Origin of the sequence: Paraburkholderia sp. BR14312, assembly GCF_040948675.1 — a bacterium.
Taxonomy (GTDB): domain Bacteria; phylum Pseudomonadota; class Gammaproteobacteria; order Burkholderiales; family Burkholderiaceae; genus Paraburkholderia; species Paraburkholderia nodosa_A.
This window is the reverse complement of record NZ_JBFPKI010000015.1, coordinates 1-23466: the sequence shown is the minus strand read 5'-3', so window position 1 is coordinate 23466 and position 23466 is coordinate 1. Positions and strand designations below refer to the sequence as shown.

The following is a 23466-nucleotide window of genomic DNA, read 5'->3' as shown; positions in this document are numbered from 1 at the left end:
ATGCAGCACGCGCCGAGGGCCGCCAAAAGCGGCCCTCGGCCTATGTGCCGGCCGCTCACGCAGGTTCACGCAGCCTGAGCGTCGCGCGCGAGTCCCGCCATGAGGCCGCTGGCGCGGTGCACTTTGGCGAGCACGGCGCGATCGAGCACGGAGCGGCCCTCGGGCACCGCGAGCGTGAGAAACGAGCGCGCACGCGTAATGCCGGTGTAGACGAGTTCGCGCGTGAGAATGGGGCTGTATGTGTCGGGCAGCACGAGCGCGGCGTGGGTGAACTCCGAGCCCTGCGATTTGTGGACGGTGAGCGCGAACACCGTCTCCACGCCCTGTAACCGGCTCGGCGAGACCCACTTCACGCCGCCCGAGCCGTCGCCGGCCGGGAAGGCCACGCGCAACACGGGCGGCTCCCCCGCCGCAACGGGCAGCTCCAGCGCGATGCCGATATCGCCGTTCATGAGCCCAAGCTCGTAGTCGTTGTGCATGACGAGCACGGGCCGGCCCGCGTACCAGTCGCCGTGCGGATCGATGAGCCCTTCTTCGTGCAGCAGACGCGCGACGCGCCGGTTCAGGCCTTCGACGCCCCACGGACCGCGCCGCAGCGCGCACAGCAGCTGAAACGCGCCGTGCGCCTTGAGCACGCCAGCGGCCCAGCCGGCAAGCGCCTCGGGCGTCGCGCCGGGCTCGGGCCGGGTCGTGCGCATCGTTTCGAGGTAGTGGCGGTAGCCCTGGCGCTGCGTGTGGGCGGCGCTGTGTTTGCCCACGCGGCCATCGACGATCAGCGAGCGCAACGGGCCATCATCGTCTGCGGGACACACGAGGCGTGCCAGATCCTCGTAACCGCGCGACCAGATCTTCGCGACTCCCACTGCATCGCCCAGATTGACGAGTTCGGCCAGCGCGCCGATGCCGCTCTCCGATGCGAAACGATGGCTCTCGCGCAGCATCGCGATGGCCTGGTCGAGCGGCAGGCCGTGCGCGTCGAGCATGGCCGCGTCGATGCGCTCGCCCGTGGCCGCTTCGAGCCACGCCCGCGACGCCTGCGTGTAGTGCCCTTCGCGCGCGCGGTCGCACAACTCGCCCAGCACCGCCCCGGCCTCGACCGAAGCGAGCTGGTCCTTGTCGCCAAGCAGGATGAGCCGCGCGGAGGGCGGCAGCGCGTCGAGCACGGCGGCCATCATTTCGAGGTCGACCATCGAGGCCTCGTCGATCACGAGCACGTCCACGGGCAGCGGATTCGCGGCGTCGTGCCTGAAGCGCCGGCTGCCGGGCCGCGTGCCGAGCACGCGATGCAGCGTCGTCACGACGGTTGGAATCGCGTTGCGCAGCGCCACGGCGTCGACATGCGCCTGCAGCGCATCGAACGGCAGCCGCTCGACCGCGCCTGCAATCGATTCGTTCAAACGCGCCGCGGCCTTGCCGGTGGGCGCGGCAAGCCGAATGCGCAAGGGCCGCGCGGCATGCGCTCCCTGCCCTGCACGGCCGAGCGCGAGTGTCTGCAGGAGTGCCAACAATCTCACCACCGTCGTCGTCTTGCCCGTGCCCGGCCCGCCCGTGACGATGCTGAACGCGCTGCGCGCGGCGAGCGCGCAGGCGAGCTTCTGCCAGTCGGCGGCGCGCGCAACTTGACCGGCGCGTGGCGCAAACAGCGCATCGAGCGCCGCGCGTGCGATGTCGAGCGGCAACGCGGCTTCGAGCTGTGCCGCGCGTGTGAGCCGGCGCTCGATGCCCTCGCGCACGTCCTGCTCGTATTGCCAGTAGCGCCGCAAATAAAGCCGTGTGCCCGCCAGCACGAGCGGCGCATTGCCTTGTGCCACGTCGGCAATCGGTGTCTCCTCGCTCACGAGATCGGGCAACGCGAGCGCCGCGCGCCATTGCGCGAGTGTCACGCCGGCGAGCACTTCGGCAGGCGGCTGCGCCGGCACTGCAGCCAGCATTTGCGGCCCATCTGGAGGAAGGGACAACGCGAACGCCGGATCTTCCAGCGTGGCCTTCAGGTCGAGACACACATGACCACGCCCAAGCTGATGGCTCGCAAGCGCGGCCGCCAGCAGCAGCAACGGCGGACTGTGCGGCGCTTCCGTCCACAAAAAGCGTGCGAAGGCGGCATCGAGCGTGCGGAGCCAGCCGCGCTCGACCCAATTGTCGAGCACGCCGAGCATTTGCCCGGCCGTTTCGCGCGCGGCGCCGGGCCTCGGTTCCGGCGCGGCGTCCGGCATCTCCAGATGCTCGAACAGATCGCCGGTGAAGCCGTCCTGCCCTTTCGTGCGGCGCCTCGTCATGCCACATCCTCCAGCGTGTTGCGACGCGCGAAGAGCGCGTCGAGTCGTTCGATCAGCTCGCGTGGCGGCCGTTCGCAATGCAGCCCCTGTCCCGGGGCGCGGCCGCCGCGCAGGAACAGATACACGGCGCCGCCCACGTGGCGGTCGTAGTCGTAATCGGGCAGGCGCGACTTGAGCAGCCGATGCAGCGCGAACAGATAGAGCACGTATTGCAGTTCGTATCGCGAATGCAGGATCTGCGCGCGCATTTTCGCGGGCGTGTAGGACGCATCGTCGGGGCCGAGCCAGTTTGACTTGTAGTCGGCCACGTAATAGCGGCCTTCGTGTTCGAACACGAGATCCACGAAGCCCTTGAGCATGCCGTTGAGCGTCGCGGCGTCGAGCGCGGGGCGCGCTTCGCCGTCCAGCGTGAATTCGGTGACGAGCGCGTCGATTGCGAGCGTATCGACGGCATGCGCCGTGACCCAGAACTCCAGTTCGGCCATATACGCGCCGGGTTCGAACGCCGCGAGCGCCACGGGCGCCACGCTCTCGCCGTCGATGTCCGGCAGACGCAGCGGCGTGCGCACGAGTTCGAGCATCCACGCCGTGAGCGTCTCGATCCACTGCGACCAGCCGCGCACGCTGCAGCGCCGCGCGACCATGTCGCGCACGCGCGCTTCGTCCTGCGCGATTTCGGCGAAGCCTTCGTTGGCGGCCCATTCCATCAGTTCGTGCAGAAACGTGCCCGCGTCCGCGCCGCGTTCGAACCCGTGCATCGGCGCAAGCGCGGGTGCGACGAGCGTCTGGCCGGCGCTTGCGAATGCATCGTCGTCTTCAGGCGGCACGCTCGCGTCGAGCAGTTCGAGGAACACGTCCTCGCTGCGCGTGTCGGGCGCGCCGCGCGCATCGTCCGCTTCGACGGGCACGCCCGAACCGATCGACGTTTCGAGCGTCTTCAGGCTCGAATAGCTCGCGATCCACCAGCGTTCGCGCTCGCGATGCGCGAGCGTGCGCGCCTTACCGCGCACGGCGCCGGTGTCGCGCAGCGCGAGCAGATCGCGGCGCGCTACGGGAACGGGCGCGACGGCAATGTCCGTGCACTGGCCGCGCAACATGTCGAGCCATGCTTCGGTTTCCTGAGCAGGAATGGCCGCGCCGCCGCCAAGCAGATACCCGAACGCGCTCGCCTCGACGCCCTGCACCGGCCCATAGCCGACCCACGTGGCGTAACGCGCGCGCGTCAGCGCGACGTAGAGCTTGCGCAGGTCCTCGCCGAGGCGCTCGCGATCGGCCTGACGCAGCACGCGCGCGTCGGCCTCGAGCGTGACGCGCAATTCGCCTTCGTCGTCGTGCCACTTGAACGGCACGTCGTCGGGTTTGACGGCGCGGTGCGCGCACGCGAACGGCAAAAACACGAGCGGATATTCCAGGCCCTTCGACTTGTGGATCGTGACCACCTGCACGAGTCCCGCATCGCTTTCCAGACGCAACTGGCGCGCGTCGCCTCCGCCGCCCGCGCTTTCGTCTTCGCGCTGCTCGTCGAGATAGCGGATCAGCGCGTGCTCGCCATCGAGCTGCGTGCTCGCCTGTTGCAGCAGTTCGGCGAGATGCAGCAGGTTCGTGAGCGCGCGCTCGCCATTGAGCCCGGCACCAGCGGTTTCGCCAAGCAGGCGCTGCGGCACGTGAAAGTCGTTGAACAAGCGGCGCAACATCGGCAGCACGCCCTTCCTGCGCCAGCATTCGCGGTACTCGCGGAACTGCAGCACGCGCGACTCCCACGCGATCTCGTCGTGCCCGAGCCGGTCGAGTTCTGCCCACGCGAGCCCGAGCGTGGGGGTGGCGAGCGCCGTGCGCACGAGGCGGCCGTCGTCGGGCTCGGCACAGGCCGCGAGCCAGAAGCGCAGTTCTTCGGCCTGCGGCGTCTGGTACACCGAGTCGCGATCCGACAGATAGACGCTGCGCACGCCACGCGCGGCCAGCGCTTCGCGTATCGCCTGCGCCTCGCTGCGGTTGTTGACGAGCACCGCCATGTCCGCGGGCTGCAACGGCCGCATGCCGCGCTCGCCCGAGAAACCCGCTGCCTGCTCCTGGCCGAGATTGAGCAGGCGCACCATCTCGGTCGCGCAGCTGCCGGCCATGCCCGCGAGATACGCGCCCTTGCTGAGCGGCTTGCCATCTGCGGCAGGCGGCATCCACCAGACGTTGAGCGCGGGCAGCGCCGCGCCGGCGGCAACCAGCCTCTCGGGGCGTCCATGCGCATCGGCAGCCACGAACGGCAGTGCGTTTTCGCGTCCATCAGGGCTGCGAAACAAAAACGCGCCGCTACCCTCTGGCCGCGATTCCGCCGCCTCGAAGCAACGATTCACCGCCTCGACCATCGCGCGCGTCGAGCGGAAATTCTTCTTGAGCGTGTAGAGCCGCCCCTCGCAGGCACGACGCGCACGCAGGTAGGTGTAGATGTCCGCGCCGCGAAACGCGTAGATCGCCTGCTTCGGGTCGCCGATCAGGACGATGGCCGTTTCGGCGTCGTGTTCGGCGATGCGATAGACCGCATCGAAGATCTGATACTGAACCGGGTCGGTATCCTGAAACTCGTCGATCAGCGCGACCGGATATTGCTTGCGGATGATTTCCGCGAGACGTGGGCCGTTCTCGCGCTGCAGCGCCGCGCGCAGCCGCGTGAGCAGATCGTCGAAGCCCATTTGCGAGCGGCGCGCCTCTTCTTCCTCGAAGCGCTTCGCCACCCAGCGTGCCGCATGGCACAGCAGGTCTTGCTTCGCCGCGGGCGGCGCAGCCAGCGATTCGCGCAAGCTTTCCATCGCCACGAAGGCCGCATGCCCGGGCGGCTCGCCCTTCACCCAGATCTCGGCAAGGCCCGCGGGCGTGAGGCGCGTCCACACGGCCGCCTTGTCGTCGAAACCGGGATGCGCGGATTCGGGATCGTTGGCCCAGTCGCGCAGCTTGCCGATCCATGTTTCGCTGTGCTTCGAATTGAGCTTTCTGGCGTCGAACTGTTTCGCGGCGCGCGCCGCGTTGAGCAACGCCTCGACTTCGTCGATCCAGATGCGCCACGGCGCCTTCAGCGTTTCGAGTTCGTCGCGTGCGCGCCGGCGGGCGTCTGCCAGTGCCGCGCCGGGGTCGCATGCGTCGGGCAAAAGATCGGCGTGCGCGAGCAGCCCGCGTATTGCGTCGTGCAATTCGTCGGGACTCGCGAACCATGCCCTCACTTCGGCGGCGCTCGCCGCGTCGAGGGGCGCCATGAAGGTGCGCCAGTAGTCGCGCACGACTTCGGCGCGCAATTCCGTCTGGTCGGTTTCGAGCGTCTGCGAAAAGAGGCTGTCGCTGTCGAACGCGTGCTCGCTGAGCATGCGATTGCACCAGCCGTGAATCGTCGAGACCGCGGCTTCGTCCATCCATTCGGCCGCCAGTTGCAGGCGGCGCGCGCACGCGGGCCACTGCTCCGGCGCGTAGTCCTCGCGCAGATCGTGCAACAGGTCTTCTCCCGGCTCACGCTCGGGCACGTCTTCAGGCTCGACGCGGAAGCATTCGGCGGCTTCGATGAGGCGCGCGCGAATGCGCTCGCGCAGCTCCTTCGTGGCCGCGTCGGTGAAGGTCACGACGAGAATTTCGGGCGGCGTGAGCGCGCGGCCTGACGTGCGCGCCTCGTCATCGAAATCCGCTTCGTCGCTTGCTGCGTTGAGCGCGCCGTGCCCCAGCACGAGGCGCACGTACAGCATGGCGATCGTGAAGGTCTTGCCCGTGCCTGCGCTCGCTTCGATCAGGCGGCTGCCGTAAAGCGGGAAGCGCAGCGGCTCCAGGACTTGGGCGTCCATGTTCCCGAGCGGATTCATGCCGCCCCTCCTGCCTCGCTGGAGGCCCGTTTCGCACGCGACGACGCGAGCGGCGCGCGGCTCACCGGCAGCAGCAGCGTCGTGGCGAGCGTAATGAACTCGTCGTGGGCAACGAGCGCGTCGAAATCGGGGAAGGCTCGGCGCAAATACGCGTTCGTCTCGCGCTCGCCCGGCGTGCGGGCATTGCCCTCGTAGGCCGCGCGTGCGGCTTCCCACGCTTCGGCAGGCACCATCGCGCGCGTGCCGTCGAATGGATCAGGCAGCTTGCGCAGCCATGCGAACGCGGTCTTCACCGCGAGCGGCAAGGGCCGGCGCGCACCGTCGTCCCACGCGGCCAGCAGCGCCACCAGATAGTCGCGCGCAACCTGCGCGTCGAGCGGCGCGAACTCCACCACGCCCACCTTGCTCACGATCACCGTGGTCACCGGCCCGGCCGCGATCTGCGCGGCCACATGCGCGACCCAATAAGGCACGAGACGGTCGCTGCGATAGCGGCTGTCCTTCACGAGCGTGCCCGGCTCCAGAATCACGCGGCCGAGCGCGCCGTCCGGGCCCGCGCGCAAATCGTCGAGCCAGTCGTCGAGCGAGACGATGCGGCCTTCCCGCGTCGCATCGAGACGGATTTCGTATTGATGCTCGAGCGGCTCGGGCCAGCGCGCGAGCGCCTTGCGATATTCGGCGAACAGTTCGGGCATGGGCGCGAGCAGTTCTTCGCCGATCACCTCGCCAAAGCCGCCGGTCGCGAGGTCGCCGCTGCGATGCATGCGCTCGAGGCGCGCAAGCGCGGCCGGTTCGAGATCGTCTTCGCCGCGTTCCATTGCCAGAACCTGCGCGCGGATCAACTCGCCCTGGAGCTGCCACGCCTGCAACGCGTCCACCTCGAAGGGCTCGTGATTTTCGCTCGCCGCGTCCTCGCTTTCGAAGGCCACGCGCAGACGCTGCCGGAAGAAGCTGCGAACCGGCTCGCGCAGGAATTCGCCGAGCTCGCGAATCGACAGCGGCTCGTCGCGTTCAGTCGGCGCGAGGACTTCGGCGTTCGCTTCAGCCGCGGGCCGCACCGGGGCGGGCTTGCCCCACTCGTGCGCATACGTGTACAGCGTCGCCTCTTCCGGCCGCGGCGGAAAATAGTCCGGGCTGAACGGCTGCAGGCGATGCTCGATGGTCAACGCGTCGAGCAGCGCTTCGCCGTTGTCGTTTTCGTCGCCTTCGAGCCGCCAGCCGGCCTTGAGATGATCGCGCAACTGTCCGACCAGCACCGAAGGCGGACGCGGCGTGTTGTCGGTCACGCTGCGCCCGATCCACGAAACATGCAGATGGTCGCGCGCCGAAAGCAGCGCTTCGAGGAACAAATAGCGGTCGTCTTCGCGGCGCGAGCGGTCGCCGGGGCGATAGTCGCGGCGCATGAGGTCGAAGTCGAGCGGCGTGCGGCTGCGCGGATAGTCGCCGTCGTTCATGCCGAGCAGGCACACGCGCCGGAACGGAATCGCCCGCATCGGCATGAGCGTGGCGAAGGTCACCGCGCCCGCGAAGAAGCGCTGCGAGAGGCCGCCGCCTTCGAGCGCCGCGAGCCAGTTCTCCGCGACGATGGCGAGCGGCAAGCTCTGCGTGAGCGCGGCTTCATCACAGGCCTCGCGCCACGTTTCGAGCGCGCCGTCGAGGCGGTCGAGCGTGTAGGCGTCTTCGTCCTGCGCCGCGAAAAACGCCGCCTTCAACGCACGCAGACGCTCGCACCACACTTCCACCGTGGCCGGCTCGCGCAGCGTGCGCCACGCGTGATCGAGCGCATCCACGAGGCGCGTGAGCGGGCCCAGCAACGCGGCGTCGAGCCCACCGATTTCGCTGTACGGTTCGATGCCGCGCCAGGCGCCCGCACGCTCGCCCGCGGCGTAGCCCAGCAGCATGCGCCGCAGACCGAACGCCCAGCTATTGGGTGCGCTGAGTTCGTCGGCCTGGGGGAGCCCGAGGCTCGCACGCTGGCCCGCATGCAGGCCCCAGCGGATATTCGCGCCGTCGATCCAGTTGCGCAGCGTGGGCACGTCTTCGGCGTCGATGCCAAAGCGCACGCGCACGGCCGGCACTTCGAGCAGGTCGAGCACGTCGCTCACCGTCACGCGCGAGTACGGCAGCGAAAGCAGCATTTCCAGCGCGCCGATGAGCGGGTCGAACGTGCGCTGTGCGCGGTCGGCCACGCTGAACGGAATGCTGCGCGGGTCGTTGCCGTCGAGCAGGCCGAACACCGCCTGGATATGCGGCGCATAGACTTCGATGTCGGGCACCATCACGATTACGTCGCGCGGACGCAGCGTGGGGTCTGCCGCAAATGCGGCGAGCAGGCGGTCGTGCAGGATCTCCACTTCGCGCTGCGCGCTATGCGCAACGTGAAAGCGAATCGATTCGTCCGCCTGCACATCGACAGGCTCCCAGTGCTCGCGCGTCTCGCCAAGCGGACGCAGATCGCGAATGTCGTCCTGCAACTGCGAGAGCAGTGTGAGCGCGTCTTCGCCGTCGAACAGATCGATACGCTGACCAATGCGCGTGAAATGCGGCGCGTAAGTCTCGCGCGCTTCGTCGCTGTCGTATTCGTCGAGCAGGCCGATGAAGTCGCGTCCCTGCTTGCCCCAGGCCGCGAGCAACGGCTGCGAATGCAGATGCAACTGCGCCTCATCGATCCGGTCGGGTGCACCCGCGCGGCGGCGCTGGCGCGCGTGGCGCGCGCGCAGCAGATCCTGATCGGCGACGATGTCGGCCCAGTAGTGCATGCAGGGGTTATGCACGCACATCAGCACCTGGCTCCAGCGCGCGAGCGCCGCGAGGACTTCCACCGACTGGCGTGCCAGGCTCGAAATGCCGAACACCACCAGCCGGCGCGGCAGGCCTTTCGGCCGGGCGTCGCCCGCCTGCCACGACTGCGCGCGCGCCATGAACGCTTCGTGCACGGCGGCACGCCCCGTGTCGCGCAGGCCGATGCCGTCTTGCGCCTGCGCGCCCACATCCGCGAGCAGCGCGCGCCAGAGCGCCGCCTGCCAGCGCGCCTCCTCGGGCAGCGGCGTGCGCGCGTTGCGCGCATCGATCAGCACGTCCTCGTTCGCGGCCCACGCAGCGAGCCAGTCCGCGCGATAGACCTGATACTGGTCGAGCAAATCCGCCACGCGCTGCGCGAGCTGGAAGCACTTGCGCTGATCTTCGTCGTTGGCCATGAAGCGCTTGAGTGGCGCGTAGCCCGGCTCGTCGAGCAGCGCCGGCAGCATGCGCATGAGACGCCAGACGAGGCGCGACTTGTCGAACGGCGAGACCGCGGGCACCGCGTCGTTGCCGAGCACGGCGCGATACACCTGCCACAGGAAGCGCGACGGCAGCGACATTTCGAACGCCGCCGCGATCCCGCAGCCGCCCTCCTCGGGATCGGCGGCAAACGCGAGCTTGAGCCACTGCGCGATGCCGTTGCTCTGCACGAGGAACATTTCCTTTTCGAGCGGCGCGATCGGGTTCTGGCCGATCCAGCTCACGATCAGGTCGCGCATGCGCTCGGGCTGATTGCCGTGAACGAGCATCAGCCCGGTGGGCAGTTCGCGCGCGCTCAAGCGCGGCTCCGGCGCGCCTGACACAGGTTACGCGCGGGTTGTGCAGATGGGGCGGGGAAGCGGAGAAAAGGAATTGCGGCCATGTCGCCTGTTCGTGTTTAGTGCCGGTACATACCGCTAAATGCCGGTACGCGCCGTTACTTGCCGATACGAATGGCGCGGGCGGCATTTGCGCCCGCGCGATGCGACAGTTTACGACAATCGAGGCCGTGGCGAGCGCCGCTTTCGCGCGCAGGCCGCGGCGTTGGCACCGGCAGGCGCGGCCTAGCCCAGACGCTTGCCCGTAGCCGGATCGAAGAAGTGCAGGCGCGCCGGCGGCAGGTGCACGGCCAGCCGCTCGCCGGGCGTGGGCCGCGTTTCGTGCGGCAGGCGCACCACCACATCCGCGCTGCCCCAGCGGCCGTGCGCGAGGTTGTCCGCGCCGAGCAATTCACAGGTCTCGACTTCGAGCGTGACTGGCTCATTGGCGCCGCGAGCGTGCATATGCTCGGGCCGCACGCCCAGCACGCATTCCGCGCCCTTCGGCAGCCAGGCCGGCGCATCGCCGAGCGGCAGATGCGGCCCGTTGCCCGCGACTTCGAAGCGCCGGCCGTCGTCGCTCACGCGCCCGCGCAGCAGGTTCATGGCCGGCGAGCCGATGAAGCTCGCCACGAACATCGAAGCGGGCCGGTCGTACACTTCGCTGGGCGTGCCGATCTGCTCCGCGCGCCCGCCGTTGAGCACCATCACGCGCTGCGCGAGCGTCATCGCCTCGATCTGGTCGTGCGTGACGTACAGGCTCGTCGTACGCAAACGCGCATGCAGACGCTGGATCTCGAGGCGCATCTGCACGCGCAGCTTCGCGTCGAGGTTCGAGAGCGGTTCGTCGAACAGAAACACCGAAGGCTCGCGCACGATCGCGCGGCCCATCGCCACGCGCTGACGCTGGCCGCCCGAAAGCTCGCGCGGCTTGCGCTCGAGCAGCTTGCCCAGTTCGAGGATTTCGGCGGCCGCCGCCACGCGCGAATCGATCGTCGAGCGGTCGAGCCCCTGCAGCTTGAGGCTGTAGCCCATGTTGCGCGCGACCGTCATGTGCGGATAGAGCGCGTAGTTCTGGAACACCATGGCGATGTCGCGATCCTTGGGCTCCACGCGATTGACCACCTTCTCGCCGATGGCGATCTCGCCCGACGTGATCGTTTCCAGCCCCGCGACCATGCGCAGCAGCGTGGACTTCCCGCAGCCCGACGGGCCGACGAGCACCATGAATTCGCCGTCCGCCACCTGCACGTCGATGCCGTGCAACACCTGTTGCGCGCCATCGTAAGACTTCGTGACGCCCCGTATGCTCAATGCCGCCATGCCGTCCCCCGAATTGCCTTCATGCTTATTTCTCCACGTCCACGAGGCCGCGCACGAACCAGCGCTGCATGGCCAGTACCACCACGAGCGGCGGCAGCATGGCGATCATCGTCGCGCACATCACGAGATGCCATTGCGTCGCTGCGTCGCCGCTCGAAATCATGCTCTTGATGCCCACCACGGCGGTCGTCATCGAAGCCGTGCTCGACATGAGAATCGGCCACAAATACTGGTTCCAGCCGTAAATGAACGTAATGACGAACAGCGACGCGATGTTCGTTTTCGAAAGCGGCAGCACGACGTCCCAGAAGAAACGCAGCGGCCCCGCGCCGTCGATACGCGCCGCCTCGATCAGCTCGTTGGGCAGCGTGAGGAAGAACTGGCGGAACAGAAACGTGGCCGTGGCCGAAGCGATGAGCGGCAGCGTGAGGCCCGCGTAAGTGTTCGTGAGATGCAGTGTGGCCGCGACCTGCACCGTGGGGAAAATGCGCACTTCCACGGGCAGCATGAGCGTCACGAAGATCAGCCAGAACGCGAGACGCCGGAACGGAAAGCGGAAAAACACGATCGCATAGGCCGAGATGATCGATATGGCGATCTTGCCCACCGAAATCACGAGCGCCGTGATGACGCTGTTCATGAGCATCACGCCGAACGGGCTCGCCGCGCTGCCCGTGCCCACGTTCCACACGGTGGCCATGTTCGCGAACAGATGGGTGCCCGGCACGAGCGAGAGCGGCACCGAGAAGACTTCCTTCTCGTTCATCGTGGCGGCGCAAAAAGCCACGTACACGGGAAAGGCCACCACCGCGACACCGAGCAGCAGCATGACGTGGCAGAACAGGTTGAAGTATTTGCGGTTCTCGACCATCAGTACTGCACCCGTCGTTCGATAAAGCGGAACTGGAAGATCGTGAGCGCGGTCACGATCACCATCAGCACGACTGACTGCGCGCCCGAACTGCCGATGTCGAGGCCCCGGAAACCTTCGTCGAAGATCTTGTAGACGAGCGTGCGCGTGGCCTGGCCAGGCCCGCCGCCCGTTGCCGCGTCGATCACGGGGAAGGTGTCGAAGAGCGCGTAGACCACGTTCACCACGAGCAGAAAGAAGCTCGTGGGCGAGAGCAGCGGGAACGCAATGCCGAAGAAGCGCCGCACGGGACCCGCGCCGTCGATGGCCGCCGCCTCGAAGAGGGACTGCGGAATCGACTGCAGGCCCGCGTAGAAGAACAGAAAGTTATAGCTGATCTGCTGCCAGACCGATGCGATCACAACGAGCGTCATGGCCTGGCCGGGGTTGAGCGCGTGATTCCACGTCACGCCGAAGTGTGCGAGCGCGAAGGTCACGAGACCGATGCTCGGGTTGAACAGAAAGCCCCACAACACGGCGGCAATGACCGGCGCGACCGCATACGGCCAGATCAGAAACGTTTGATAAAAGCGCTTGCCGCGCGTCACGTGGTGCGCCATGGCTGCCAGCAGCAGCGAAATGGCGAGGCCGCCGAACGTGACGAGCGCCGTAAACACGAGCGTCGTCTCGACCGAGGCCAGATAGAGCGGATCGTGCAGGAGCCGCGTGAAGTTGGCGAAGCCGACGAAGACCGACGACGTGCCGAAGGCGTCCTGGGCCTGGGTGGACTGCAGGAGCGCCACCCCGGCCGGCCACAGGAAAAAGATCACGGTCACCGCCAGTTGCGGCCCGACGAGCAGGTACGGCAGCAGGCTCGCCCCAAAACGGGAGCGTTGTTCCATTGCGTCACTCTCCTCGAGTGGCGGCGTTCGGACGGCCGAGAACGCCGGTTGAAGCGGCTTGTTGATCGAATTGAGCCGCTTCGTGGGCGGCGCCGCGTTCGCATTCTAGCCGAGACTCGTGACAATACGGGCCAAAGCGCGGGGCAAAGCGCGGGTGAAAGCGCGGGTCAAAGCGCGGGGGAAAGCACGGGTCAAAGCGCGGGGGAAAGCACGGGACTGGAGGCCGCGCTCGGGCGCCGGGAGCGGGATTGACGCGGGGAGGTATAGGGCGAGCGGGCTGCGCGGAGGGTTGATCCGGCGCACAGCGTCTCCCGATCGCGAAAATAGCGGGGACGTCGCCGCCCCTTGACTTCATCGTTCGACTCGCCGCTCAGGCGAGCGCCGCCGCTGCGAATTTGCCCATGTCGGTGGCGGGATCGCGCAGCGCGTCGAGATCGAGCTTTACGCCCTTGCCAACGAGTTTCTTGCCGCACAGGAAATCGGGCATCGAATTGACGGCGTCGACCGCGAGCAGCACGCGGTCCTTCAGGTAGTACACCGCGAAGCGCCGCGCTGCCGGGTCGCCGCGCACGATGGCCTCGTCATGGCCTTCGAGCAGGCCCACCGTCTGCAGCTTGAGGTCGTACTGATCGGACCAGAACCACGGCGCGTCGCACGCGGGGCGCGGCTTGCCGACGATGGCAGAGGCCGCGAGCTTCGCCTGCTCCACCGCGTTGTGCACGCTTTCCAGGCGCCCCGCGCGGCCATAGTGAGCAAGCGGCCGGTGCGCACAATCGCCGATCGCGAAGACGTCCGGGTCGCTCGTGCGCGCGTCGTCGTCCACCTGAATGCCGTTGGCGCACGTGATGCCCGCCGCCTTCGCGAGCGCCTCGTTCGGCAGGATGCCGATGCCGACCAGCGCGAGCGTGGCGGGGACGATCTCGCCGTCCGCCAGCTTCACGCCGGTGAGCTTGCCGCCCTCGCCCACGAGCGCCTCGATCTTCGCGTTCAGGCGCAGTTCCACGCCCTGCGCGCGATGCTCGTTCGCGTAGAACGTGGAAACGATCTCGCCCGTCACGCGGCCCAGCACGCGCGGCGCGGCTTCGAGCACCGTGACCTCGTGGCCGAGCTGGCGCGCCGCCGCGGCCGCTTCGAGGCCGATATAACCGGCGCCGATCACCACGAGCTTCTCGCCCGGCTTCACGCGCTCGCGCAGCACGTCGGCGTCGGCGAGCGAGCGCAACGCGATCACGCCCGCGAGATCGTGGCCCGGCACCGTCAACGCGCGCGGTGTCGAGCCGGTGGCGAAAATCAGTTTGTCGTATTGCAGCTGGCTGCCGTCGGCGAGCGTGAGCGTGCGGCTCGCGCGGTCGAGCGACTGCGCGCTCGCGCCGAGCTTCAGTTCGATGCGCTGCTCGTCGTAAAACGCGCGCGGTTTGAGCCACAGGCGCTCGACGTCGGCTTCGCCCTTCAAATAGGCCTTGCTGAGCGGCGGCCGGTGATAAGGCGGCACCGGTTCTTCGCCGACCAGCACCACGCGGCCGCCAAACCCATATTGCCGCAGCAGCGCCGCGGCGTTGCCGCCCGCGTGCCCTGCCCCAACGATCACCACCGCGCTGCCGTCTTCCTGCATGTCCGCTCCCGCCTTTTTCCGCTTTCTACCCGTTAATTGATTCATTGCGCGCAGCGGCGGCCGCGACTCACAGGCGCGCTGGAAGCCTCGCGCCTATGGGCCGCCCGCGCCGTCCGCCGCGTCAGGAACGAGATCATCTCATGGTTCGCGCTTGCACAAGGCAATCAGTCGAAGGCGCGGTCGTTCGGCGCGGCATAGAGCGCGCGCAGTTGTTCGCTCATCGGAAACTCGAAATTCACGCGCTGGGGCGGCACCGGCTTCTCGAACCACTTCGCGTACATCGCATTGATTTCGCCATTCTTCATGAGCCCCGCCATGGTGTCGTTCACGAGTTGCCGGAACTCAGGGTCGCCGTTGCGCATCATGAAGGCATAGGCCTCCGACGATTGCGGCGTGCCCACGATCACCCATTCGGAAGGCTTCGCCGTGAGCGAGCGCGTGCCGGCGAGCAGCACGTCGTCCATCATGTAGGCCACTGCGCGGCCCGACTCGAGCGTGGCGCGCCCCTCGCCATAATCGCGCGCGCTGATGATGCGCATGTTCATCTGCTTGTCGATGTTCATGCGCCGCAAGATACGCTCGGACGTCGTGCCCTGGTTCGTGAGCACCGTCTTGCCCGCGAGATCGGCGAAGTCGTGAATGCGCGAGTCCTTGCGCGTGAGCAGGCGCGTGGTCGCGACGAAGAACGTATCGGAGAAACTCACCTGGGCCTGGCGCGCCTTCAGGTTCGTCGTGACGCCGCATTCGAGGTCCACGGTGCCGTTCTGCACGAGCGGAATGCGGTTTTGCGAAGTGACGGGAATGAAATGCACCTGCAAGTTCGGGCGCTTCGTCCTGAGCTTGACTGCGTCGATGACCTTGTCGCAGATGTCCTGCGAAAAGCCGATCACCTGGTGGTCGCCGACCACGTACGAGAACGGCACCGAGGTCTCGCGATGACCAATGGCGATGATATTCGCCGAGCGGATCTTCTCGAGCGTAGGCTGCGCGACCTGCGCGGCCGCGGGCTGCAGCAGACAGAGGCACGGCACGATGGCCCAGCAAGCCGGCGACAGCCGCTTCAGTCGGTTCATGGGTCGGTCCTCGTCGTTCGCTTCGTCTGCGGGCATCATCTTGCGCGGTCGAAGCATCCATTTGTCGCCACAATCGACCATCGCGCAACATGCGGGAAATACCAGGGGTACGAGCGAAGGCAGCGCTTCGATCAGGAAGATGATCGTAGCGAGAGGCAACAAATGTTGTCAATCGTCTGTAAGCAACAGGAAGATAGACGAAACCTCACCGGCCCGGGACCCGGCGCTAGAATCGTCGAACCGGGGGTCTCGACGACCCCCTTGCACTGGAGGACCGCGCGCCATGAATTCGACCCTGCTGCCCCGCCGCCCGCGCGTGTATCTCGCCGGCTTCGACGTCTTCCGGCGCGACGCGCTCGAGCACGGCGCACGCCTCGTCGCCGCGTGTGCGGAATTCGGCTTCGAAGGCGTCTATCCGCTCGACGCGCAAGCGCCCGCGGACCTCGACGGCCCGCGCCAGGCCGCGTGGATCTATCGCGCGAACGTCGAATCGATCCGCGCCGCCGATATCGTGATGGCAAACGTCAACGACTTTCGTGGCCCCGGCGAGCCCGACTCCGGCACCGCCTTCGAGATCGGCTATGCGGCCGCGCTGGGCAAGGAAATCTGGGCTTACTCATCCGACGAAGGCACGCTCATCGAACGCGTGCCCTCCGTACCCGACGCGCAAGGGCGCGTGTGCGAACGCGGCTATCTGGTGGAAGATTTCGGCCTGGCGAAGAACCTGATGATCGCGTGCGCGGCGCGCCTCGTGCAGGGCGACGCGCGCGCGTGTCTCGAAGCCATGGCGCAGGGGCGCACGCCATAACCGCGTGCAAATGCGTGCGCCGGCGCCGGCAAAAAATTCAATGATGCATGGTGCTCATCGTGCTCATGCGCTGGAGCGCGCGAATGCGCGCCACCGCGGGGCGGTCCGTCACGGCGACTTGATAGAGCTTCGCGACATCGGCCTTGAGCGCCGTGCGTGAGCCGGCGTCGAGATACACCATGTGCCCCGATGGATAGAAACGCGCGCTCAGGTTATCGCGCACCTTCTGGTCGAGCAGCGGCATCTTCTGCAGGTCGATCACGGTCTGGTAGAACGGCGTGACGAAGTCGTAGTAGCCGTTCGCGGAAAGCACGCGCAAATCCGGATTCAGCGCCATCACCGCCGCGAGATCGCCGGCCGTGTACAGCACGATATTGCCCTGCGCGTCCACGCCCTTTTGCGCACCCGTCGGGTCGATATGGCCGAAGTTCCAGTTCTTGAATGCCTGGTCGTTCAGGTCCGTGAACGACGAGTTCGTGCGGAACTTGAGCTGCTCGTTCAGATAGCTGTTCCACATCGCCGTATAGACGCCGCTCACCGCCGTCATGGTGGGATCGTTGCCGCCCGAGTTGGGGTCGATGTTGCCGGCAATGCCCGTGTCGATGGCGGTCACGCGGCCGTCGTACGAGCCGAGCGCCACGCCCTTGTCCTTCAGGAGGGAGATCAGAAAAAGCGAATTGCCATGGCTGTCGTACGAGGCGATGTCGAGATTCCACGACTCCAGCGTTTGCGTGTCGATGCCCGTGTATTGCGACAAGGTCTTGAGCGTGGCCGGAATGCTCTTGTCGTTCGGATCGGGAAACTTCGACAGCGCCTGCAGGTAATCGGTGCGCGCGAATTGCGCGACTTGCGCGGCGAACGCCTGCAAGTCCTTCGGCGCGGGCGTCACGCCGAGGCGCTTGTGGTACCACGCGTCGGCGGCCGCCGTGGGCAGCGCGCCCACCGGATTGCCGGCTTGCGTGTAATCGAGAATCGACGACTGCAGCGTGATGCCGTTCAGATCCACGCCGTCCTCGTGCAGCCGGTAGGCCAGCACGCAACTGCGCGCCGTGCCATACGACTCGCCATAGAGAAACTTCGGCGAATTCCAGCGATCGTTCGCCGTGAGGTAGCGCTTGATGAACTGCTTGAGCGAATCCGCATCCTGATCCACGCCCCAGAAGTCGCGGTTGTGATGCGGCGCGATCGCGGCCGAATAGCCCGTGCCCACCGGATTGATGAAGATGAGGTCGCTCTTGTCGAGCAGGCTGTCCGGATTGTCTTCGAGCGTATAGGGCGCGGGCGGCGTGAAGCCCGGCATCGAGGTCTTGATGCGCTTGGGCGCGAACGAGCCGAGCAGCACGAACACGGAAGAGGAGCCCGGCCCGCCGTTGTAGAAGAACGTGACGGGACGGTCCTGCGCCTGCACGCCGTCCTTCGTGAACGCCACGTAGAAGATCTTGGCGTCGGGCTGCGAACTGCTCGGATTGACCGTCACGAGGTGACCCGCCGTGGCCGTATAGGCGATGACTTCCTTGCCGATCTGGATCGCGTGATGCGTGATCGCGGCGTTCTCGGTCATGTCGGTGACGAAGTCGTCGGGACCGTTGCCGTAAGCGGTGGGATCGAAGCAAGGCTGATCGGCCTGGGAGCGATGCTTGCCGTTGCCGCTCGCGGGGCTGGCCCCTTGAGCGCCGCCGTTGCCCTTGGTGGACTGCGCTTCGTCGTTCATGTCGTCTCCACATTCTGTGTGTTCGCGTTCGAGACAGTGAATGCAACTTCGAATGCAACCTCTCATGCAACCCGCATCGCGCCAGCCGCTTGCCTCTCGTGCTCAGCGCGCGTCGCGGCGGCGTGCCGCGCTCATCCTACGCCGAGCCGAGCGCGGTTGCCACCTTGCTGCCCACCGGCGTGCCGAGGCCCGTGCAGGCGTCCCAGCCCGGCGCCGCCGAGAAGTCGCCATTGCTGCCGCTCGTCACGTCGTTGAAGGCGCCGGGCTGCGCATAGAGCTTCGCGTTCGCGAAACCGACGGGCGTGCCGCGCGCCGCGTTGATGCGCGCGATCAGCGCCGCCCACAGCGGCGCGACGGCGCTCGTGCCGCCCACCACCGTATCCGCGCCCGCCACGCGCACTTCGTAACCCGTGGCGGGATCGGCGTCGGCTGAGACGTCGGGCACGCCGCGCCGCACCAGCGCCCCCGCCCCGCCGCTGCCACGCACGACGCGCAGGCCCTTTTGCCAGTCCGGCAACGCGAACGTCGCGCTCACGCCGCCGCCGGTCGCGCCGTTATCACCTTCGCTCCACACGGTTTCCTGCGAGATACGTCCGTTCGACGCCGCGATGTGCGTGCCGCCGCAACCGAGTGCGTAAGGGCTCGACGCGGGGAAGTCCACATGATCGGCGCCGTCGCTCACGCCGTCCGACGAGCCGCTGTCGCCCGAAGCCGTGCACACGGTCACGCCGAGGGCGACGGCCGTTTGCAACGCGTCGTTCAGCGCGCCGAGCGTTTGCTGCGACCACGCCGACTCCGGCGCGCCCCAGCTGATCGAGATGACTGAAGGCTTACGCTGGCTGTCGTGCAGCGCGGCGCTCACCGCATCGACGAAGCCCGCCTCGCTGTTCGGCGCGAAATAGACGGCGATGAGCGCCCCGGGTGCCAGCGCACCGGCGATCTCCACATCGAGCGTGACTTCGGCGTCGGGGCCGTTGGGGTCGCCGGTCGGCGCGTTCGTCGCCTGATCGACGGACACGTCTTCCACGCGCGGCGCGCTCACGCCCAGCTCGCTGAAATAGGCGCTAAGGTCCGCCGTGTCATAGCCGCCGCCCATTTCGATCAGGGCAATGCATTGGCCGCCGCCGTCGCCCGCGGGAAAGCTGTATAGCTCCGCGAGCTGCAACGGCGTGAACGATCTGGTCACCGCTCGCGCGGCGCGGATTGGCGGGCGGATAGAGGCACCCGGTGCGCCCGGCGCGTCTGCCGGCGCGTTGGTCAGACTCGTCGGCATGATGCGAAAGTGCGGCTGCGCCTTCGCACGATTGTCGAGCCCCACCACCGCGGTGACGACCTCATGCATGTCTTCCGGCAAATGCAGGGGGCCGCTCGGCTGGTGAAAGTGATGGGTGGTTTTGCCGACCTGATGCTCGAAACGCTGCAGGTCGATGCCGAAGGCGGCGTTGTACTGCTGCACCGTGCCCGAGAGCACGACGCGGCGCGCCGAGGCGTCGGCCTGATCCACGCTGAGTCCATGCGCGCTCGCGAACTGCTTGACGCGCTCGATGTCGGCGGCGCTCGCGCCAAAGCGCCGCTCGTATTCCTCGCGCGAAACCGGCTGCGCGGCGGGGTCGTTCGCGGCGAGCCGGTCCACCAGCTCGTGAAATTCTGCCGACGCCTGACGCCGCAGGATCAGCACGACCCTGAAGCGCTCCGCCGGGTCGCAAGCGCCGACGCACTGCGCGCCGGCGGGCGCGGGATGTTCACTGCCTGCCACGGGTAGGTGCCTGGTCATGGCCGGTTGCTCCTCCTTGAAGCGCGTGCCTGGATTCTGGTCTTCGGACACGCGTTGAATGACGGGAGTTCCGCGCGCCAAACCGGCCCGGAATGCCGTACAAAATCGTTGGAATATTCACGCAGCATGGCCGCCGCACGAGCGGCCCACCACGCGGCACGAACGCAAACGACGCGTTGCACGCATTCGGCATGCCCGCCAGAACCGTTATACACCGGTGACGATTGCAAAGTTGTCACGGCGACGCGGCAAGGCCAGGTCGCGGAGGAATGTTGGGGAGGTAATGCGAGATGGGCGAAACGCGCGCGGGTGTCGAGCCCGCGCGCATGAAGTACCCCGTAGCGAGGTTGTGCCGCGGGAGTTTTATGCCGCCGCGGGCAGCGCCGCCGGCAGATGCGCTTGCAGATACGCTTCGAACTCGTCCTTGACTTCCGGATGGCGCAGCGCGAACTCCACCGTCGCCTTCAGGTAGCCGAGCTTGCTGCCACAGTCGAAACGCGTGCCCATATAGCGGTATGCGAGCACCTGTTCTTCGGTGAGCAGCGACTGCAAGCCATCGGTGAGTTGAAGCTCGCCGCCTGCGCCCGGCTTCAGTGCGCGCAGATGTTCGAAGATCGTGGGCATCAGCACGTAGCGGCCCACCACGCCGAGATTCGACGGCGCGACTTCCGGCGCCGGCTTTTCGACGATGCCCGACAGCTTGAACACATCCTCTTCCCACTCGCGGCCGTCGACGATGCCGTACGACGCGCTGTCTTCACGCGCGATCGATTCGACGCCCACCACCGAGCTGTGATAGTGATTGAACGTGTTCACGAGCTGCTTCATGACCGGCGTGTGGCTGTAGAGCAGGTCGTCCGCGAGAATCACGGCGAACGGCGCGCCGCCCACGAGCTTTTCCGCGCACAGCACGGCGTGGCCGAGACCGAGCGCCTCGGCCTGGCGCACGTAGAAGCAGTCCACATTGGCTGGCTTGATGCTGCGAACGACGTCGAGCAGCTTTTGCTTGTTGCGGGCTTCGAGTTCGCATTCGATCTCGTACGACTTGTCGAAATGGTCTTCGATCGCGCGCTTGCTGCGGCCGGTCACGAAGATCATTTCGGTAATCCCCGCAGCGATCGCCTCTTCCACCGCGTACTGAATGAGCGGCTTGTCGACGATCGGCAGCATTTCCTTCGGGCTCGCCTTGGTGGCGGGCAAGAAGCGCGTCCCAAGGCCTGCAACAGGAAATACCGCTTTGGTTACTTTCAGCATGATGTCCATTCCCAGATCGTTCGTTTGAGTCTCGGTCTCGCAGCGAGGCAAGCCGACTTCCCCGAGGTTCTGCCGTGGCAGATTCTTGTATTGAATAAGATTGTTTAGCGCCTTTTAAGGAATAAAAAAAGGCCAATAAATTCGGATTACGCGATTCCAGCATAACACCGGAAATTATTACCATTCATCCTGGATAATTCCAGGCAGATCGGCATGAATTTCCTGCTCGGGCCTTCTGTCAATGACGCGTCTTGTTCGGGGCGCAGGCTATTCCGCTTCGTCAACGGGCGGCAATGCGCCGGAGCGCGTGCGTGCGCGCCGGATGGGCTCGTTGCGCAACGCCTCGCGATACGCGGACACCCCCACGAGTATCAACAGCACGGCCACGCCGGCCAGCAAGTGCAGGTTCATCGGATTCTCCAGCGACCATAGTCGATCACGCTCAAACTAGCATTCCAAATTCGATAAATAAACCGCTTTGTTTTTCAATCCATTTATTTCTCCATTTATCGTTTCCGTATGAATACATTTTGAAAATCTTTTGCTTACTTCCCTCGCGCGCGCGCCCCTAAGATCGGCGGATACTCTCCCCAAGGACCGGCCGACACCGATGAGCGATCCCGTACTCCAAACCGCCATGCCGCCTGCATCCGCCCTGCCCGCCGCTGCTGCTCCTGCAGCGCGGCCGGTGGCTGCGGCCCGCGAGCTTGCCGGCGAGCATCTGATCGAAGCCCTGCGCGGCTTTGCGGCCTTGCTGGTGGCCTATTTCCATTGCCGCCAGGTCACCTGGATCGGCATGGGCGCGTTCCACCAGCTGCACGCCAGCCTCGCGAGCCCCGGGACGCTGGCCGCGTGGCTGACGTTCCCGATTGCGTGGGGATCGGCGGGCGTGCCGATTTTTTTCGTTATCAGCGGCTATTGCATTCACCGCAGCGGCGCCGCGCGGCTCTTCTCGAACCCCGATTTCCGGCTCGACGCGCGGCAGTTCTGGTTGCGCCGCTTCGTGCGCATCTATCCGGTGCTGCTCGCCGCGTTGCTGCTCACGCTGGCTGTGGATTCGGTCAGCCTCTCGCTGCTTCCTGTGAGCCACAAGATCAATGAGATCGGGGTGCGTGATTTCTTCGTGAACCTGTTCTCGCTGCAAGGCGTGGCTGGTAAGACGTATGGCTCGAATGGCGCGCTCTGGACTCTTTCGCTCGAGGTGCAGTTCTATCTGCTGTATCCGCTGCTCTTTGCTGCGCGCCGCCGGTTTGGGTTGAATGTCGTGCTCGCTGCCGTGGCCCTCATCAACGTCGTTTCCGCGTTGACGCTCGAGCGGCATGACATCATCGTTTTCACTTCGTACTGGTTCTCGTGGATGCTCGGTGCGTGGATCGCCGAAGTGCGTTTGCGCGGGTCTTCTGGCTTTCGGTTCGCCTATCCTGCTGCGGCGCTCTTTGCTGTCGCCGGTTGCGTGGCGTTTCACTTCGGGCAATTTGGGGCGTTTCAGCTTTGGGCCAGCGCTTTCGCCTGCTATCTCGTCAAAGCGCTTGCGCGGCCTGCGCCCGCTTCCCCTGGCTTTCTGCAGTCGCTGTTCTCCAGGATCGGCGATTTCAGCTACTCGCTCTATCTCATTCACTTGCCGCTCTTCGTATTGCTCGGCTCGCTATTGTTCCGCTCGGAGCTGCAGACTTCGATATGGCCTTCGTTCGGCTTCACGCTAGCCGTGATTCCCGTTGCCTGGGTGTTCTATCGGATCTTCGAAAAGCCCGCGCTTCATGCTGCTGCTCGGCTTCGGAAGCGGCTCGTCGCTTGATGCTCTTTGGCCACTTTGGCCGCTTTGGCCACTTTGGCCGCTTTGGCCACTTTGGCCTTTCCTTGTTTTCGCGTCGGTATGCAGGCGTTGCCCCTGTGCGGGGCGGCACCTACTTTCTTTGCGGCGGCAAAGAAAGTAGGCAAAGAAAGCCGCTCAAACCGCCAGCGCCTGCCACAGTTCACATCTCGCCGTAAATGGTGAATGGCTCCGGAGCGTCTGTCACCTCGCACCTTCAAAGGTAGTGACAAGGCGCTCATACATCCGGCGGCGCTCCGCGCGCCGTGGGGCATAACTCAAAGCAGTTGGTGCGCGCGCATTCTCGCGAAGCCTGACAATGCCCCCGCGGTTTCCCATGCAGACCCGACCGCAGCGCGCGTAGCGAGCAGCGGGATGAATGACTGCCTTGTCACTGAGTTGGGTGGTGCGAGGCGACAGACGCTCCGGAGCCATTAACCATTAGTGGTGCGATGTGAACTGTGGCGGGCGCTGGCGGTTTGAGCGGCTTTCTTTGCCTACTTTCTTTGCCGCCGTGTATGGACCGGAGACATGGGTAACAGGTGTGCGGGGACATGGGTAACACATGATCCGCTCATTCGGGATGGTCCAGGTTGATGGTTCCGAAATGATGATGCAGGAAAAACAGGTCATAGCGGTTG

14 protein-coding genes are annotated in these 23466 nt (G+C 66.2%); 2 read left to right on the top strand and 12 right to left on the bottom strand.

The features are described from left to right. Positions 1-65 precede the first annotated feature (65 nt). From recD to AB3X98_RS34100, 8 genes are all read right to left on the bottom strand, one after another. Positions 66-2276, bottom strand: coding sequence for an exodeoxyribonuclease V subunit alpha (gene recD, locus AB3X98_RS34135; protein WP_368604751.1), 2211 nt, complete (start codon positions 2274-2276; stop codon positions 66-68). Then, positions 2273-6109 carry an exodeoxyribonuclease V subunit beta gene (gene recB / locus AB3X98_RS34130; RefSeq protein WP_368604750.1) on the bottom strand — a complete coding sequence of 1279 codons (3837 nt, stop codon included), beginning with the start codon at positions 6107-6109 and terminating at the stop codon, positions 2273-2275. The genes recD and recB overlap by 4 nt, the downstream gene beginning before the upstream one ends. Next, positions 6106-9690 (bottom strand): exodeoxyribonuclease V subunit gamma, encoded by a 3585-nt coding sequence (gene recC / locus AB3X98_RS34125; protein ID WP_368604749.1) that lies wholly within the window; start codon positions 9688-9690, stop codon positions 6106-6108. The genes recB and recC overlap by 4 nt, the downstream gene beginning before the upstream one ends. 264 nt (positions 9691-9954) lie before the next feature. Further along, positions 9955-11031 carry a sn-glycerol-3-phosphate import ATP-binding protein UgpC gene (locus AB3X98_RS34120; protein ID WP_342950187.1) on the bottom strand — a complete coding sequence of 359 codons (1077 nt, stop codon included), beginning with the start codon at positions 11029-11031 and terminating at the stop codon, positions 9955-9957. A 25-nt stretch (positions 11032-11056) separates the two neighbouring features. Continuing rightward, positions 11057-11902 carry a sn-glycerol-3-phosphate ABC transporter permease UgpE gene (gene ugpE / locus AB3X98_RS34115; RefSeq protein WP_069266032.1) on the bottom strand — a complete coding sequence of 282 codons (846 nt, stop codon included), beginning with the start codon at positions 11900-11902 and terminating at the stop codon, positions 11057-11059. Then, entirely contained in the window at positions 11902-12783 is an 882-nt protein-coding gene (gene ugpA, locus AB3X98_RS34110) for a sn-glycerol-3-phosphate ABC transporter permease UgpA (RefSeq protein WP_368604748.1), read from the bottom strand. Before ugpA ends, ugpE begins: the two co-directional genes overlap by 1 nt. A gap of 370 nt (positions 12784-13153) precedes the next feature. Beyond that, positions 13154-14395: an NAD(P)/FAD-dependent oxidoreductase gene (locus AB3X98_RS34105; protein WP_368604747.1), complete on the bottom strand. Its 1242-nt coding sequence runs from the start codon at positions 14393-14395 to the stop codon at positions 13154-13156. 164 nt (positions 14396-14559) lie between these two features. Next, positions 14560-15468, bottom strand: coding sequence for a glutamate/aspartate ABC transporter substrate-binding protein (locus AB3X98_RS34100; RefSeq protein WP_368604746.1), 909 nt, complete (start codon positions 15466-15468; stop codon positions 14560-14562). A gap of 283 nt (positions 15469-15751) precedes the next feature. Between AB3X98_RS34100 and AB3X98_RS34095 the strand changes: the two genes are divergently transcribed. Continuing rightward, on the top strand, positions 15752-16276 hold the full coding sequence (locus AB3X98_RS34095; protein WP_069266034.1) for a nucleoside 2-deoxyribosyltransferase: 525 nt from the start codon (positions 15752-15754) through the stop codon (positions 16274-16276). Between the two features lie 37 nt (positions 16277-16313). Here AB3X98_RS34095 and AB3X98_RS34090 read toward each other — a convergent pair whose 3' ends face one another. From AB3X98_RS34090 to AB3X98_RS34075, 4 genes are all read right to left on the bottom strand, one after another. Next, a complete protein-coding gene (locus tag AB3X98_RS34090) occupies positions 16314-17987 on the bottom strand; it encodes a S10 family peptidase (protein WP_368604745.1) in 1674 nt (557 codons plus the stop codon). 136 nt (positions 17988-18123) lie between these two features. Further along, entirely contained in the window at positions 18124-19761 is a 1638-nt protein-coding gene (locus tag AB3X98_RS34085) for a protease pro-enzyme activation domain-containing protein (RefSeq protein ID WP_069266036.1), read from the bottom strand. Between the two features lie 363 nt (positions 19762-20124). Continuing rightward, positions 20125-21015: a UTP--glucose-1-phosphate uridylyltransferase GalU gene (galU, locus tag AB3X98_RS34080; protein ID WP_069266176.1), complete on the bottom strand. Its 891-nt coding sequence runs from the start codon at positions 21013-21015 to the stop codon at positions 20125-20127. A 267-nt stretch (positions 21016-21282) separates the two neighbouring features. Then, positions 21283-21426, bottom strand: coding sequence for a hypothetical protein (locus tag AB3X98_RS34075; RefSeq protein WP_165979327.1), 144 nt, complete (start codon positions 21424-21426; stop codon positions 21283-21285). Positions 21427-21625: 199 nt separating this feature from the next. Between AB3X98_RS34075 and AB3X98_RS34070 the strand changes: the two genes are divergently transcribed. Continuing rightward, complete coding sequence (locus AB3X98_RS34070) at positions 21626-22810, top strand: acyltransferase family protein (RefSeq protein ID WP_368604744.1); 1185 nt, start codon at positions 21626-21628, stop codon at positions 22808-22810. Positions 22811-23466 lie beyond the last annotated feature (656 nt).